Source organism: Oceanispirochaeta crateris (genome assembly GCF_008329965.1).
Lineage (GTDB): Bacteria > Spirochaetota > Spirochaetia > DSM-2461 > DSM-2461 > Oceanispirochaeta > Oceanispirochaeta crateris.
The window spans coordinates 3,864,032-3,881,003 of the sequence record NZ_CP036150.1; the positions used below are offsets into that span (position 1 = coordinate 3,864,032).

7 protein-coding genes are annotated in these 16,972 nt (G+C 42.8%); 2 read left to right on the plus strand and 5 right to left on the minus strand.

What is annotated here, in order from left to right; genetic code table 11:
- The first annotated feature begins 26 nt into the window (after positions 1 to 26).
- On the plus strand, positions 27 to 9,281 hold the full coding sequence (locus tag EXM22_RS17550; protein ID WP_149487775.1) for a coiled-coil domain-containing protein: 9,255 nt from the start codon (positions 27 to 29) through the stop codon (positions 9,279 to 9,281).
- Between the two features lie 11 nt (positions 9,282 to 9,292).
- Positions 9,293 to 10,156: a formylglycine-generating enzyme family protein gene (locus tag EXM22_RS17555; RefSeq protein ID WP_168203600.1), complete on the plus strand. Its 864-nt coding sequence runs from the start codon at positions 9,293 to 9,295 to the stop codon at positions 10,154 to 10,156.
- A gap of 348 nt (positions 10,157 to 10,504) precedes the next feature.
- Here the strand turns inward: EXM22_RS17555 and istB are convergent, their stop codons facing one another.
- From istB to EXM22_RS17580, 5 genes are all read right to left on the minus strand, one after another.
- Positions 10,505 to 11,269, minus strand: coding sequence for an IS21-like element helper ATPase IstB (istB, locus tag EXM22_RS17560; protein WP_149487701.1), 765 nt, complete (start codon positions 11,267 to 11,269; stop codon positions 10,505 to 10,507).
- A complete protein-coding gene (gene istA, locus EXM22_RS17565; protein WP_168203601.1) occupies positions 11,266 to 12,528 on the minus strand; it encodes an IS21 family transposase in 1,263 nt (420 codons plus the stop codon). Before istA ends, istB begins: the two co-directional genes overlap by 4 nt.
- A 217-nt stretch (positions 12,529 to 12,745) precedes the next feature.
- A complete protein-coding gene (locus EXM22_RS17570) occupies positions 12,746 to 13,849 on the minus strand; it encodes an aldo/keto reductase (RefSeq protein WP_149487778.1) in 1,104 nt (367 codons plus the stop codon).
- Between the two features lie 366 nt (positions 13,850 to 14,215).
- A complete protein-coding gene (locus EXM22_RS17575; RefSeq protein ID WP_168203602.1) occupies positions 14,216 to 15,457 on the minus strand; it encodes an MFS transporter in 1,242 nt (413 codons plus the stop codon).
- A gap of 69 nt (positions 15,458 to 15,526) precedes the next feature.
- On the minus strand, positions 15,527 to 16,972 hold the full coding sequence (locus EXM22_RS17580) for a B12-binding domain-containing radical SAM protein (protein ID WP_149487780.1): 1,446 nt from the start codon (positions 16,970 to 16,972) through the stop codon (positions 15,527 to 15,529).

The window sequence follows — 16,972 nt, forward strand, 5'->3', positions numbered from 1 at the left end:
GTTATACGAATCCGAAGGAGACCTTTATGAAATTCTGGGAGATTCTTATCCTTTTCATTTTTCTGTTGACCCGGTCCCTGTATTCCCATGAAATTGTGACCTACGGTGAAGAGACCAAGTCCATGGAAAGTGCAATTTACTTTAGTGAGATCCAGTTAGGATCTGATCCATTGGTCTGGTATGAGACTTTAAACCTCGGAAGGACTTTGCCATCAGAATTAGACTTTTGGCTCAAGGAAGCTGAATCTGAGTTGAAAGAGTGGGCCACTCATGCTCTTCAAAAAAATATCCCTTCCTATGACCTGACATCTCTTGTCGGAACTATGGAAGAGCAGGACAGGCAATGGCTCTATCAGACTGTAGATGGTTCTGTCCTCTTTGATTCTCAAGGAGATCCTCTTCTCAGGTCCATCGACCCTGAAACAACTCAATTAGAAAAAATGGAGTGGGAACAAACAGTCCTATCTGTGCAGGATATCATACTTCAAAATTGGTCCATGGAAGCTGAAAGTGTTTTTCAACAGATCCAACACTCCTTACCCGAAGAGTTCAGAGACTCTGTAAAAAATCATTTGCAAGTCAGTCTTGATCAATACAGACAGCGGATCAGGGCCGAAACGGATCGCTTGATCACTTGGTCCTCCCGCTCTTTTGATGCTATCAGACGGGATGATTTGTATTCAATGAGAAACAAGAGTGAGGAAGACACTGCTGAATCGCTGGCTGAACAGCTGATTCAAGAGACAAGGTTTTCTCTTCATGAAACGGATCAGATTCTGGAAGAAGGAATAGACGACTTAAAAAATGCTGTGGTTCAGGATGCCGAGTTTTCGATAGAGAACTGGGACAAAAGTTTTCAGGATGAGTTTTACAAAGGTTTGGAAAAATGGAACCAGGCAGAGGAAGAGTTTATTACAGAGCGTCTCAACTGGGAATTAAGAGTTGAAACTGGTTATCAGGAGGCTGAACAAAACTGGGATAAGGCACTTGTTCTGTTCTCACAGAAGAGGAAGGAGTGGATTCAAGAGCTTACAGACCTTCTGGATGAGGGCCAGCAGGAGTGGCTTGATCAAGAAGATCGCTTTGTAGAGCAGTTTCAGAATATCGCTCAGGAGATAGAACAAGCGGCGGTTGAGCAGGAGTATAAGTTTTCTGAGCAAGTTCAATCTGCTCTTGAAGTCTACAGGGAGAACCTTTATCTCCTGGATAGGGCAGAGGAAAACACCCTTTTTTATCAGAATAAAATAGACCAGTTGGAAGGAAGCATCTCATCTCTAGCATCGGATATCATAGCTCTCGAAGACGAGAAGTTGAGTTTCATAAACCAAATCCAGAATTTACAAAACATGATTAGTAATGATGATCCTCATGATCCTTCGAGTTCTGGTTTGGGGAATTTTTTAATCCTTATACAGCAAAAGGCAATGGGACCTCTGGATTCTCGGTTGGACACCTTAAATGCACAGTGGACTGTCCTAAGCTCGGAGAAGAATTATTTTGAGAATGAAAAAAAGAATTGGGAGGGCCTTGAAGTTTCGATTGGTGATCAATTGAATTCATCTCTTAATATGCTTCTGACTTTGGAAGAACAGGTCAGGGAGTATGATTCTTCAGTTCCAATCGATACTCTGGATATCGAAATTCAGAGAATGAAAATCCAGAGGGACAGTCTGTATCAGCAGTATCTAATTTCAGAAGCGGTTGTGGACTATGCCGATCTGAACTCTTCAGCCCGGGCAACAGAGGCGCAGACTCTTGAATCATTTCAGGAAGCTGAAAGGGCTTTAGCAGACATGGAACAGTTGTATAGTGAGGCCACTATCACTCTGTCGGAATTAAGCTTATCCCTGGGAGAAGGGCAAGAAGAGCTACTCGAAGCGCGCAGGGTCATGGATGAGGCCCTGTCTTTGATGGTTGAAGCTCAGAACACATATGAAACATCCTTTGCTGTGTATCAGAATAATAATCCCGCTGTCATTGAACAGATGATGGAAGATCTTAAAGATGAGTTGTGTTCCTGGTATGAGGGTTCAGAGGGTTTACCCGGGGCCAAAGAAGAGATGTATGACCAATATATTCAGGCAGGTGAGTGGGAACATTTGGAGTCTCTTCGTGCCATGAAGCAGGATCTCCTCCTGGATCTTCTTGGAGCTGAAGTGGAGGGACAAGCAGGAATATATGGAAATATCCATCTTATGGAAGAGGAATCGGTCAGTTTAAACGGTTTGTATCCGGATTTTCTTCAGGACGATTTAGCTGCTTGGCAGCTGAAAATGGAAGAAGCTGGATTTCACCCGACATCGGAAGAATATGTACAACTCTCAGGATACTATGAGCAGGCTCTTTCCTTGCCAGAGTCCGATTCAAAGAAGGCGGCTCTCAAACTTTTGCTGAGTCTGCAGCAGATCAGAAACCAGGCTCAGTCGGATCTTTTATGGAGTCAGAGTCTTCTCTTTTTTCTGGGAATTCCGGAACAGGATGTTTTTAACTTGGAGTCAAGAAGGATGACCCTGGAGGAAAATCTCGCTGATGCTGAAAATGCATTCTATTGGGAGAAGGGAGCTCTCCTTTATCAGATTCTCTCCTCTTATGAGGATGATCAATCTAATTCAGAACCCTGGTTTGAATATGCCGCCTTTCTAAAGAGTCTTTCATTTAATACAGCTCCTTTAGATCTGGAGGCTCTCGCCGATTTGACAGGTTTACTTGATCAAGTCAGAACCGGAAGTATGAGCCGGGAGGATGTTCTGAGTCTTCTTGAGGACGGGGCTTTGTTCTGGTTGAAGCTCTTAACAGATGAAACTGATGATATCCCCGGCTTGGATTACCTAAATCTTTATCTATCAGAACCTCTTTTATCAATCACAGAGGCTCAGGCGGAACTGGACGCCTGGGGGCAGGCCGTTTCTTTATTTCCCTCCTGGTCTAAGGAAATGCTGACATCTCAGTTTCAACAAGATTTTACGACGGGATCACAATTTGTTCAGAACCTGATTCAGATGGAGGATCTGGATTCGCTTCTGGATTGTTATTATCCCCTCATTCAAGGGGATTCTTTACCGGACTATCTGACCCAAGGTTTTAATCGCCTTATAAAGGTGTTTTATAGTGAAGATCTAGATCAGATGAAACCGGATTCCAGTGTCTATTACGATGAAATGATCCGTTTACAGGATGTTCTTGCTTCCTTTGGGGAAACTGATTCTCAAAGAGACGTTTTTTTCTCTTCTCAAGAGTGTTTAGAAATCTATGGGCAAGAGGGTTTTACAGAACAACTGGAAGAGCTTCAGCGTTACGAATCCCTACTAAGATGGAAAAACTATGAATCAGACCAATGGAATAGAGCCTGGGAGAAAGCCTTTGAGACTTCCGTTGAAACTTCTTTGGATTTGATTGAACCTGAATTGGATCGGGATCTCCTATTTTCTGATTTTATTCGAGAGGAGGGGAATCTCAGTGTTTCCAGGGAGGAATTGGAAGCCCTGGATTTTGCTTCTAAAGAGTATCCTTTTCTAACGGAGTATACATCTTGGTCTGGAAATACAGCCCGTGATTTTCTAGAGGAGGTTTACCCTGAGGCCGGATTTCTAGAGGAACAATACTTGCTGTTGATAATGCAAAATCCCTACGATTCCTCTCTTGAGTCTTTGAAGAGGCAATGGGCTTGGAGTCTCTTCGAGGAAATGAGCCTTTCTCTGGAAACTAATCGTTCGGAGTATTATAAAACACAATTTTTAGAACGTCTTTGGGAGATAGAACCAGAAGATTCTAATATTGTGAGGAACGCGGAATTTGTCCAGGTTCATGCTGTTGAATGTCTGGATACATTCTTTTCCGGCTTGAGTGAAGGGCCTTCAGAAGGATCTGTTAGTCTTTTAAGAGAGATCCAAGGAATACAGCTCCTCATGGAGAATAAACAGATTATGTTGGAAAAACTGGAAGAGGATCTGAGCATCAGCCGACAGAATTCAATGCAATATAAAACAAATATTGTAGATCGGGATTTTCAAATTTATGAAGAACAAAAAATGAAATTTGACACAGCCTTGACCAACTATGAACGAATTTCTGAACACTTTGATTCTCTTCAGAAGGATTATCTGGCCGGACAGGATTTCCTGGATCAGACTTTTGAGGATCACAGCCGTGCTACTGTTCAATATCAGCAGGCCAAAGAGATCCTAGATTATGCCCAGACAGGTTATTCTCCAGGAGTCATCAATGTCTATTCTATCCGTGACAAACGATTCTCCGAATATGAGAAGGCTAGGGCTGCCTTAGAGGTCCTTGAAAATATCAGTGAGAACCAAAACCCTGTTAGCGATCTTGATGGTGATTGGACTGAATCTCTTGATTCAGGAAATCAAATTCTCTCTTTGATGAATAACCTGTCCTACACGAGGGATGAGTTGAGTTCGGAAATGGGCGAATTAAATAGAGAGTATGGAAATGTTCTGAATGATATGACCGGCACAGCCCAACAGCTTATTGATTTTTCCTTTCGTGACGAAGCGGGATTTTCCTTTGATCCATCGCAGACTGAGGGTACTATGACTGATTTTTCTACCTGGAAAAACAGTAGCCTTCAGACTCATATTGACCAATATTTTGATCAGCCTGATGTTTCAGAAACCTTTACCAAAGATGTCCTCCTATGGATGAATGCCCTTGGTGCTCAAGGGAATCTGGAGGGGATTTTTAAGAAATTTTCATTTGCCTTTTACAATGAATTGAGATCCATACAGGGTATGAGCTGGGATAGGATTAAACGAGATTACAGTATTGATCTGTTTACCAATCCACAGCATGAGGCATTACTCGATATTGACGGTACCATGTTCACATCGGTTTCAATTGGATATGTAGGGAATTTAGAGAAATTTAAAGCGGGTGGTTATGAAGTTGTCACTGACCAGTTCTTTAATTTAAACGGGGAATGTTTCAAAGTTTTCATCAGTGGAGAAGAATGGCTCCGAGAGCAGACAGAGTCGGCCCGTCGTGGGGTTCTATCAAACGGAAATTTGAAGAACCTCTACAGCTTTTATAAGGTCCTGATGTATTCCGGAGCCTTCAAGAGCAACTCTCTTAAGAAAGCGATGGAGAAGGATTTGTCTGCCATCGCCTGGGATTATATCGATGACGTTGCCAATTCTCAGCAGCAGAAATTTAAGAGAGTTATATTCAGCGGTTACCGGCCAAAAGGAGAAGAAATCAGGGATGTTCGAGATACAATTCAGTCTTCATCCTATGCTTTTAATGGAAAAACTCTTCGTAATTCCATAGCCTCTTCTGTACAAACCGTAGAGTCTCATCTAGGCACTCTGAAGCGTTGTACAAACAGGATGACTGAGCTATTCGGTTCGGAGGACTGTACAGCCGCCGGTTTGAAGAGTCTCACCTATTCAGTAAGTGGCATCTCTCTTGATTCAAGCCAGACAGAATTGCTTATGAGTAGTTTTTTCTCCATGTCTTCTCTCTATAAAGGGTCTAATTCAATGGCTCTGGATGGACTCTTGCAGGAGCTCTCTTCCCTAAAACAGCAGAATGATCAGGATCTTTATCGCAGAGAATTGGAGCTGTCTTCCAAACAGGATCAACTATATGATCAATTGGTTTCAACTTATGGACAGGCCTCATTTAATATTGAGGAATATGAAAGTATTGCCCGTAGCCTCTATTTACGGCCAGCCTATTTTTCTGAAGATTATCGAGACAGGACTTTTGCTTCTATATGGACGGCAGATCATCCCTCTTCCCGGGATAGTCTCTATACCCTGATGGCTTATGGAGACGAGTTGATCCGCGGATTCCAGAACAGGATGACCTTGGTCAGACAGGATCGGTACAATGAGTTTCAAAAAGGTCTGGAATCCATTTACGCCCAGAAGACCTACTGGGAAGAGAGAACCCAGGATTTAATCCAGGAAGGACTGGATCAGTGGAATCGTTCTACCCGTAAGCTTATAGGTCAAAGAGAGTCATGGAGAGGTTCCTACGAAAGAGAGTACCAATACAAGGTTGATTTATGGGACAAAAAATATTGGCTGATGACCGACAACAAAAACAGTTGGCTCAAAAATAGTTCGGAGGCTGCTGTGACATCCGGAACCATTGCTTTAGCGAACAACCTAGGCCTTGATGCAGAGCAATTGATCGGAGACGTCAGGTTCACCTTGATTCCGGATATCCAAACAAACCCTATTGACCTCTCGGAACTGGTTGAGTCTTCCTTAGAGGGGATGACTCTGGACCGTCTTTTAACAGGGATGAAAAACCTTGCAAGCCGGAATCTGGAAAACAATGTTATTTTCTCATCAAGGATACCTTCCCTTCCGGATACCCATAGATCCATGGATCGCCTGAAGGATCAACAAACTGAACTGAAAGAACAGATCAATAAAGCCCTGTCGTTGACTCAGGCTTCTCAGTTGTCTGAAGCAGTTGATGTAGCCCGAAAATCTGTTTCAGAAAATATTGATCAGGCCAATCGATCGATTGATGAGAATCTTGAATCTCAGTTTAACGATGCCGGGTATGCAAGGCAGGGGAGTCATTTCACCAGAGTGGCCATCATCGATACATCTCTGCTTGGAGGATCGGAAACGGAGACCCATTCTTTTGAAGGATATCGATACTTTATCGCTCCTGAATTTGACACGCAGATTAATTTATCTGCTGATCATCTGAAAAATATGAACAGCGATATGGTAAGAGCAAGTGTCACCCTCGCTCAGGAACGTTTGCTTAAGTATATGAATCTTATCTTCGGAAATGAAACAGATGAAGATGATAAGCCGGTTGATTTAAGGACCGGGCTTGATCAGGATTTTATTCAATATCTTGAAGAACAGGAACGGATCTTTCAAGGTTCTGCTCAGTCCGGTTCTGATAAATATGATGAAACCAAAGGTTTGTTCAATTTCCATGTCGGTTATGCCCCCCTTATGGATGAGGATAGTCCGGAGGATATAAAGACCAGGGGCTTTGGGGAATTTGGAAGGATCTATGAACAGTTTATGATTCAACAGGCTCGACTCTTTAGAGGACTGGCTACTTTAAAAACACCCTGGTATTCAAGGAAAATTTGGGATGATGATGCCGACAATGACGGAGATTCAGACGGGTTGATTGGTGCTCCATCCGTCCGAACCGTTTCTGACATTGCTTTGACAGTGGCTGGAACTGCTCTTGGACTGGGATCATTTCCCGCCATGATGCTCGGTATGGTGGATGATGCACTTTTCACTGTTGCCGACATAGGCCTTGGTGTCCTGAGCAGCGATGAGGCCCTTGGAGGATTTGCCCAGAAAGCTGGAAGTTCATTGCTCAGCCTGGGAACGGGGGCTTTGGGAGGCAGTCTAGATTCAATGACGAGTCTGAGTCATGTCAGCGGGTTGGGTGAGGTTGTCAGCGATGTGGGAATTGCTGGGTTCAGTACCACTGTAAACAGTTTTGGAAATGCCACCATCCAGTCTTTGGATGGGGATGGTTTCAATATTGATCGTTTCAATTCGATGATTAATCCGGATTCTCTGAAAATGAACTATATAAGTGCATTAGCCGGGGCGGGAGTGAGTAGTTCTCTCGAAATAGGCACTTTTGGATTCATCAATGATGCCAAAGACAACACGGATGCCCTCACCCGACTCTCGGGCGGACTCACCTCATCGGGAATTGAGTATGCCATGACCGGGCAAACGAAGCTTAATATCGCAAAACTAAAAGGGACGGGAGTCTTGGAACTGAATTTGGGAGGAGGAACTCTCTTGAATATGGGAACAGGAGGTACAGATGTCAGTTCTGGTACACTCAGTCAAGCCTCCAATGGTTTAAAAGACTATGCTCAGAATAGAAAGATAAGAGAGGCTGGTGTGGACCGGATTTTGCGAGCCGCTATGAGAACGATCTATTCCGCAAATATGGATGAAACAGATGCCCTTTATGATGATATACTGAATAAAAAGGCTATCCTAAGTACAGGACGCGGCCAGGGGTATGAGGGGGTCTCAAGTCAGAACGACAGCGGACAAAGACTGATAGACTTGAATCTGGACGGCAAAAACAGTTTGGATCTAGGTGTGTTGTTAAGCCATGAGGCCTTCAGGGATGGTATTGATAATGGAAAAGATGATCAGGTAATGGAGACGCGAAATGCTGTTTTAGGACATATGTCAGTCAGTGCAGCACTAAGTAGAACCTATGGTGACAGATCCCTCAATATCACCAACCAAAATGAGGCCAAGATGTTTATGGAAGCCGTGAAGAATCAAGATCCGAATTCCCTGATAAGTTATGTTGATAGAGAATATGAGTCGACTGGAGATTATTGGAAGTTGATGGCAAATGAAGATGGATCTTTCACTATGGAGGACGATGGTAGAGGTGGAGTTTTTTATAATGATGACAATGGAGAGGAACATGAAATCGGCTACTTTACTGGTGGCAGTCGAACAGAACATCTCCAAAGAGTTCTAGGAATTGAGTTAACGCCAGGAGAGAAATCACGACTTAATAATGAAATGTTAGTAGGGCAAGGATCAGCAGATAGCTATAAAGATGGTCATTTTCTAGATGATAAAGGAAATGGAATCTCTATCGATTTATCGGGAGAGTGGTCTGACAGAATGGGTGCCGCGTTGGACTATGATCGTATGTTTGTCGATGCATGGCGGAACGACGGGAATATGGATTCAATTCTGGATCAGATGAGAATGATGAATGTTGCTGAACAATATGGGGCTTCATCTTCAAGCAGACAGGAATATTTAGCAAATATGATATCTTCCGCAGAGGATTTTTCCAATAGATTTGAAGCCGGGATTGCTACTGAACATTTATTTAGTCAGACTGAAATTGAAAATGAAGCTGGATTTGGGAATAATGCACTTTGCTATGCAACAGTTCCAGTCAACATTTATCAGTTAAGAGATCCTTCTATTAGTCTTGATATGATTGGAGATGCTATAAATCAGGCAAAAGGCAAGCAACTCATACAAGAAGATGGCACAGTTGATAATTATCGTAATTATCTGAAACTATTAGGGCAAGAATTCAATTCACCGCAATACCTTGCGAAAGGTTCAGACTTCAGCAGTTTGGAGAGCTATTTCAAATCTGACTATACAATGGCTGACGTTGGGATCTATGGTAATAACAAAGGAGAACAACACCATTATATGTATCGAAATGGCTATGATCCAATTGATCCATATCCAAACCAATTGTCATGGAGCAATATCAAATCATACCGTTATAGAGCTTTATCATGGATGGACTTCTAATGGAGAATAGCATGAAAATAAGATTTGTTATTACTTTAGCTTTAACTACATTTTTAAGTACATGCTCTGCTGAAAAATTGACTATTGATCAAGATCTGGTCTTTGTAGAAGGTGAAGAATTCATCCTTGGAAAAGAAAATCTTACATCTCATCTTGTTCGGGTGAAACTGGATGATTTTTATATTTCCAAATATGAAACAACGGTAGAACAGTGGGAGTTGTTCCTAGAAGATACAAAAATCCCTTATCTCTGGAGAGATAAGTACACAGATACAAGAATTGAATCTCCATACTCTGACTCTCCTATTCCTGTTCATTGGATTCAGGCTGTTGAATATTTAAATTGGGTGAGCAGGAAATATGGCCTCGAAGAATGCTATGTCATTAATGGTGAAGATGTTGAATGGATAAGAGAAGCAAATGGATACCGATTGCTAACAGATGCAGAATGGGAATATGCTGCACGTGGTGGAAATCTATCAAAAGGGTATGAATTTTCTGGAAGTAATGACCTTGATGAGGTCGCTTGGACTGGATGGAATTCTGCTAATACTGCCCATCCAGTTGGCATAAAGAAGTCAAACGAATTGGGGTTATTTGATATGAGCGGAAATATGAGTGAGTGGTGTTGGGATTTGTCATTTGATTATCCCAACAACCTTTCAGTCTTACTATCTAAACCAATAGGGCCATCTAAGGGTGAATATCTAAAAATTAAGGATGAATATTATCGTATTTCTCGTGGAGGATCGTATGGGACTGTAGATGAATTTCAATTTACTCCATTTTATCGAACAGGTTCTTTTGAAAAAGGAACAGGTTCAGGTGGTTTAGGTCTTCGATTAGCCCGAAACGCACCAATTGAATCTCCCTAATACCATTTTTACCTGCATTCTTCCAAAGGATTTACTCCCTACAGAATGACAAGTACAACAAAATCTTATTGAATATGCTTTTGAAATTGATTAGCGAAGAATAATAACCAATAAAATCCGGTAAAGATCAGTGTTGTCCCTTTATCCTATAGTCGAGGATCTGGGATTCCTTTGTTTCAACAGATCCAGCAGTATTTTTGCTGAACCAGTAGTAGTGCGCTTTCCCTGTTACCACTGGCGGACGGAGGGGAGGTTGACATATAAAAGGCTGGCAAATACCGATTGGTGTCAACAACGCCTAAAAAGTTCCTGTATTCAGCGGTTTAAAAGTTCCGCTTTTGGGTAAAATTAAACAGGATCAACGATCCCTATTTTCAACCGATCTTTCATCCGGTATGAATCCCCTTTAAGGCTCAGTACATGAGCATGATGAAGTAGTCTGTCGATGGTTGCCGTGGCAATGGCTACATCGTCTAAAATCTCTGCCCACCGGCCGAAAGGCTTATTAGTGGTGATGATCATACTGCCCTGTTCGTAACGTGTATTCACGATCTGGAAAAACAGATTTGCCTGTTCTTTTGACAGATTTTCATAACCCACTTCATCAACCAGAATCAGGTGTGGCTTACGCAGCCAGGTCAGCTTCCGTTTCAATCGCCCTTGTTCTCGTGCATGAGTCAAATTTTCCATCAGATCAATACAGCTGGTGTACCAGACGGTATATCCGTTCTGACAGGCTTTGTGAGCCAGAGCCAGCATTAGATGGGTTTTCCCAAGACCACTGGGCCCCATCAGTACCAGGTTTTCCTTTCGTTCAATGAAAGCCAAGCTGGATAATTCTGATAACTGGGATGCCGTCAGGCCTCCTTTCAACCAAGATAGATCAAAGTCGTCTAATAGCTTAATCGACGGCATTCCTGAGAGTTTCAGCCGGCTTTTGGCTGCCCGTTCCCTGCGAGGAATATATTCCAGTTCCAGTAAATCAGCGATTGATTGGGAAAGAGTATTCTCTGTGTGAGATTGAGCTTCAAGGTAACTTTCCAGTCCTGCAGCCATAAATTCCAGACCAAGGTCGTTCATTCTGTTTTCTATAGTCTCTTGCAGTACGTTCATGCCGTTACCCCCATAAGCCTGTCATAGCTTCCAGGGTGGCGAACTTCAACTTCTGTTTGCATCAGTGGAGATTTAGGAAGATTATTTGTTTCAGGAACACGGGCAACGACTTTCTTTGTCTCTCTTCGATTCTCCCTTTTCCAACGCTTCAGCAAAGACTCTCTGTCTTCCTGCCTGATTGATTCTGATTTTGATCCTTTGGGGAGAAGGTCAAAGGATCTTACTGACTCCTCGTAGATAAAGATTTCTCCGGTTCTCATCAATGTATCCACTTTCAGTACAGCAGTACGTCCGATATTCTGTGCCGGGACACTGTATTTGTTTGTTTCATAGCAAATTACACCTTCTCTGGAAACAATTATTTCTTTGATTAACCTTACATCAGGTGCAGCTGCCGGATTCCAGGGATTCATAAATGCCTTTTCGTACTCAAAGCGCTCTTTCCGGGTCTCTCGGAACTGGCTCATCTGTTTTTCTACTATAGTATTGATCCACTGGGAAACGGCATGATTGAGGTCTTTTAAAGTACCGGCTTGAGCTACCTCATTACGAATGAGAAAACTATGTCCAAGATAGCCGATAAAACGTTCTACCTTGCCCTTGGTTTGCGGTCTGCGTACCTGACAGCGAAGAGGGGTAAAACCGCAGGTTGATGCGAACTCCAAAAGTTTTGAGTTTACTTGCCAGACACTGCCGCTGTTGTACCAGGCGGTTCTCATGTTGTCATAGAGGATTTCTTTCGGAACAGCTCCGAAATATTTGAAAGCCATCAGATGAGCCTGTAGAAGCGTTGACGTGGTCATGTCTAGAGTGAACAGGACAAATGGAATTCTGCTGTAACCCAGAAGCATGACAAATGCATATACTTTTTGAAATCTACCATCAATCTCCATTTTTCCGCATTCTTTCCAGTCTACCTGGGCCTGGCGGCCAGGTTCTGTTTCAAAACGGATTACTGCTTTTTCAATGAGCTTTTTTCTGTGTTGACGTGCATAGTTTCTAAGAATAGTCATTTTGCCGGTGTAACCGGCATTTTTTAGCCTTTCGTGAAGGTAAACCAGATTAAAGTATGGATCATTTTCCAGAGTATCTTCTATTATGGGGTAGAATGGTTTTAGGATACTTTCCCGGGTCTTTCTGGGATGAGTTCCAAACTCCGGATTTAGGTATTTTCTAACCATCCGGTCGCTAACTCCAAGATATTCAGCGATATACTTTTGGGTATGGCCTTGATTGGCCATGATGCGTGCTACATGCATGCGATCTTCCTTTGGACACATAGGGGCAGGTTCCTTTTTGTAGAGGTTGTGGTAAACACTACTTTAGGATATTTGCCCCTTTTTATGTCATGAAAAGCGGAACTTTTTCGCCGCTGGATGTAGGAACTTTAGCACCGTTGTTCACAACTGGCTGTGTCAACACCGGAGATAACTTGCAGTTTAGCTCCGTTGCTTACACAATCGGCTGATTAAACTTTCATCCCCAGGCAGCAAACTCTTTCAATCTACTTATGATAGGGAGGTGTTGTGTACATTCACTTTCGCATAAACCGCAAGCTGTACAGTTTGAAGCTGTTCCACTTTTACCAGCTAAAACACCCCATTCATAGACATTTTCCAAAAGCTTTTTCATCTCTTCATCACTCTTATGAAAAACATGTTTTTCGTTGTATACCTGCATGAAGCTTGGAATCGCTATTTCCTGAGGGCACATATCGCAATATCCACAACCGGTACAGGCTTCATTCATTGAGGCTCCAACTTTCGTTTTAATCGATGAAATCTGATCATCTGTAAAAGGTTTGGCCTCATCTGCAATTCTGCAAGCTGTATCGATATGTTCCTTCGTGGTGAAACCATTTAGTGCTATTGTAATCTGAGGACAGGATATCACAAATCTTAAGGCTGCTTCTGTTGCAGATTCATTGCCTTCTGTGAGAAAATCTAATTCTTTCTCATGTGTCGGGATTGATCCTCCTCCTAGAGGATTCATAGCTACAACGCCGTAACCCATCTCATACGCGGTTTCCACACCTTCCCAGCGATAGGGGAAATTCAAAATATTCATTCCCAGCAAGATACCCTCGATCTTTCCGTCTTCAAGTATCTGTTTCACTTCATTACCCGTCTGGTGAGAAGACAAGACAATGTGATCGATTAAACCTTCTTTCTGGCATTGTAATAGACCTTCATATTGACCACCTGGCTTCATCGCCAGTTCATATTGATCGGTCTTTCTAATACACCAGATATGGTAGAAATCAATTTTTTTTACACCAAGTCGTTTTATTGACTTTTTGACTGCTTCAATAGCTTTCTCAGCTGTATCAAATTTTGTAGGCATACCCTTTGTTGAAACATAAAAATCTCCAGGCATATTTTTGAAGGCTTCTCCAAATATATCTTCACTTGTATCGGAACAGTATCCAGGTGCTGTATCAAAATAGTTGATCCCTTTGCTATTTGCATACCGTACCAATTCGGCATTTTCCTGCCTAGATTTTGTTTCATCAAAACGCATCCCGCCGAATCCTACAGCTGAGACTTTCTTTCCGGTTTTTCCATAAGTTTTATATATCATAGTGCTATCCTTTTTTAATATTTTATATCCTGGAGTATACTCAAGGTAAAGTAGACTTTTTAAAAATATTAATATCTAATATTGCATTAGTTTAGAGGTTCATTTAGAAACTGTTAAGCATTACACAATTATTTTATTACTTATGGGTACCCTTTGTGATGCTTAGGATCTCTTATATTGAAAATATTATATATTTTAATTAAACAACAGAGTCTCCGGGGAAAGACTGTTATTGCCTATCAAGAGCATTTCGGAGATGTAATTCTTTTATCCGATGACGAAAGATCAACTTTTCTTTCAGATGTCGCCAGAGTGGTCAGGACAATTTAAGCTAGATAAGATTAATTATGGCCATCACCAAGTGTTTTAAGCCTCTGCCGGATTTTCCCTGGCCAACACGCGAGGGATTGAGAGAGCAAAGAGACTATTTCCTACGGCCATGAGAGCAGCGAGAGAGAAGAGCCATTCCACACCGAAGCTTTTCCATATGAATCCGCCGAAGAAAGCTATGGCCACACTAATCAGATGATTGATAGAAATGCCTGTGGATAAGGTTGAGGTCATTTCCTCTTTGTCTTCACTGATTCTACTCACATAAACACTGGAGGCCATACTGGCATTCGAAATGATCCAATCCAGCACAAAGTTGATACTGACTACTATGAAGGCTATCTCATGAGGAAAAATTCTGTGGGCAAAGCCATAGAAGAGACAGACAAAGAAGAGTACAACAGTATCTCCGATCATAATGGTCCTGTAGCCAAGGCGGTCGATGAGCCGACCGATCAGGGGTGTGAAAAAAATATTCAGTAGGGCACAAAGACCTAATATGCTGGCCAGGTATTCCGTTTTAGCTCCGTAGTGAAGGATCAGAAGATAAGGACCAAAGGTTAGAAAAACCTGCTTTCTGGCGCCGTAAAAGACCTCCAATCCATAATATTTTCCATACTTTTTACGAAAATAAAGCCGTTTACGTTGCAGTTTTCCCTTGGATTGGACAATACCTAGGGATGTTATCAGAGCCAGGATAATGAGACATGCCACGGCGATGAAGACGATCACAAAGCCCTGTCTTCCACCGGCATCTCTATCGCTTCTAATTGATGGCATCAGGAATATCAGGGATACAATAGCCAATCCAATGACTTGTCCTGCATTTTCCACACCCCTGAGTAGTCCGATGGCAGCTCCCTCTCGTCCTGGCTCCGCCGAATGGATGGCATAGGACTGACGTACGGGCATGATCAAATGTTCTCCCAGGCTCCAGAGGGTAAGACTTATGACTGCTGGTACTATTGATGTTCCCAGTGCCAAAAATCCAATCATACCGGCAACTGAAAATCCTAGAGCCAGACGGATAATGCGTCGTTCGGCCATGCGGTAGAGTAGGGCCAGGAGTAAAAATAGGAGGAGTCCCGGGAGCTCTCGGAAGAATTCAACAATACCCCGTCCCGCTTCATCTATTCCCAGATAGGCCAGATAATTATCCTGGACCCCCCTGAATAGCCCTCCTCCAAGTCCGAACAACATCATAACCAGTAAGAACAGAGCATACCGCTCCACTCTATTGGACTGGAAAGACTTTTTTATGGCTGCTGTATTTATCATGAGTGTGAGAATACTCCTTTCCTCAGGGAGGAGCAAGTAATCGCCTCTGTTCATGGGTTTACTTACGGTTTATATTAGATTTTCGGGTAGGTTTTTGATAACTATTTCGCTCATTTTGTTGTCCATCAGGGGGACCTCTATGAGAGCCTTATTCTCTTTTGAGCCGCAGATTGTATGGAGTCGGCAGGTTTCTAATGTTTTTTGAATCAGATTTTGCCATAAGAATCTATTTTCTGATTTTAGAAGGTTGATAAACCGGCTCAGACGGAAAGCCGTGATCAGCTGAGCAGTGGTGAGGTTTTTATTCCAGGGCCAGACCGAAGAGCCGCAATACAAGGCGGGAGACTCGGGCAAACTATTATCACCAGGTTTGTCAAAACCCGGTAGTCCCGGGACGGCATAAAAGGGAGATATCCCAATTTCTGTTGGATGAGATGCCAGAAACAACAGGTTCCGCGAGACCGATTCAAGACTGTCCCCTTCGAGGCCGCATATAAAGTAGGTTACAGCCGGGATCTGGTTTTGTTTCAGGTAAAATAATACATCGGACAATAATTCCTGCTGTCCTGTACGGTTCTGATCAGACAAAATCTGGCTGTCGGTAGAAGCCATGGAGAGATTGAATCTAATAAATCCTGAATCAATCATCTTATTTATAATCGCATGAGTCAGATGGCGGTAGTCTAGGCCGTTTTCTGCCGATAGGGTTGCTCCTGGGTATCTGAAATGAAAGGAATCCAGGAACTGGCAGAAATAATCTGCGTCTGCCAGAAGGTTGTCATCTTCCAGGTTTAAGTGGAACTCTTCCTGGTGGGTCTGTTCAAGAAGAATCAATAAATCTTCTATAGCGATTTTTCTAAAATTTCTACCATGAGTCAGGTGGTTGGCACAGAATTGACATCGATAAGGACACCCCCTGGTGAGCATCGTACTGTATTGAAGTTTTCCCTGGGCTCTATAGGCAGGACTGAGGACGGGAGTAATCATGTGACTTTCTTCTTTCACACCAGGTAAGTCTGTCATGTTTTTTTCGGCTTCTCCGCAGCGGACTTTTTCAAAGAGACCGGTCTTTCTGAACCAATCTGGGTTGACCGATACTCCTGCACCGCCAATGTCCAGTGGGAGGTCAGGAGAGTGCTTTTTTAGTTCTTTAGCTAAAAGGACAGCCTCCTCGGCATAACACCAGGCTAAACAGCTGATCATGACTCTTTCCGGACTGGCTGACAGTATCTGCTGGCAACAATCATTGAAACTGGGACCAAAATGCTTACGTTGCCTAAACCAGGTAACCGGTCCTTTTTCATCCGTAATGAGAAAGGCTTTGAGGTAGTTCAGCTCCCTCGGAAGAGGGGGTGTATGAATCTCTCCTGAATGAGAGGGGAAATTAAAGAGAGTGATTGAGTGACCAGCCTCTTCTAATATTTTTTGCACAGTGAGAGAACCCATGGCAGAATGGCGGTGTGGGGACTGATAGAAGTCTCTAATAGGTGGTTGTGCAATAACAATCTTCATCAT

Coding starts and splice junctions, on each gene's coding strand:
- EXM22_RS17550 (WP_149487775.1), top strand. CDS start 27: ATGAAATTCTGGGAGATTCTTATCCTTTTCATTTTTCTGTTGACCCGG.
- EXM22_RS17555 (WP_168203600.1), top strand. CDS start 9,293: ATGAAAATAAGATTTGTTATTACTTTAGCTTTAACTACATTTTTAAGT.
- istB (WP_149487701.1), bottom strand. CDS start 11,269: ATGAACGTACTGCAAGAGACTATAGAAAACAGAATGAACGACCTTGGT.
- istA (WP_168203601.1), bottom strand. CDS start 12,528: ATGCATGTAGCACGCATCATGGCCAATCAAGGCCATACCCAAAAGTAT.
- EXM22_RS17570 (WP_149487778.1), bottom strand. CDS start 13,849: ATGATATATAAAACTTATGGAAAAACCGGAAAGAAAGTCTCAGCTGTA.
- EXM22_RS17575 (WP_168203602.1), bottom strand. CDS start 15,457: ATGATAAATACAGCAGCCATAAAAAAGTCTTTCCAGTCCAATAGAGTG.
- EXM22_RS17580 (WP_149487780.1), bottom strand. CDS start 16,972: ATGATGAAGATTGTTATTGCACAACCACCTATTAGAGACTTCTATCAG.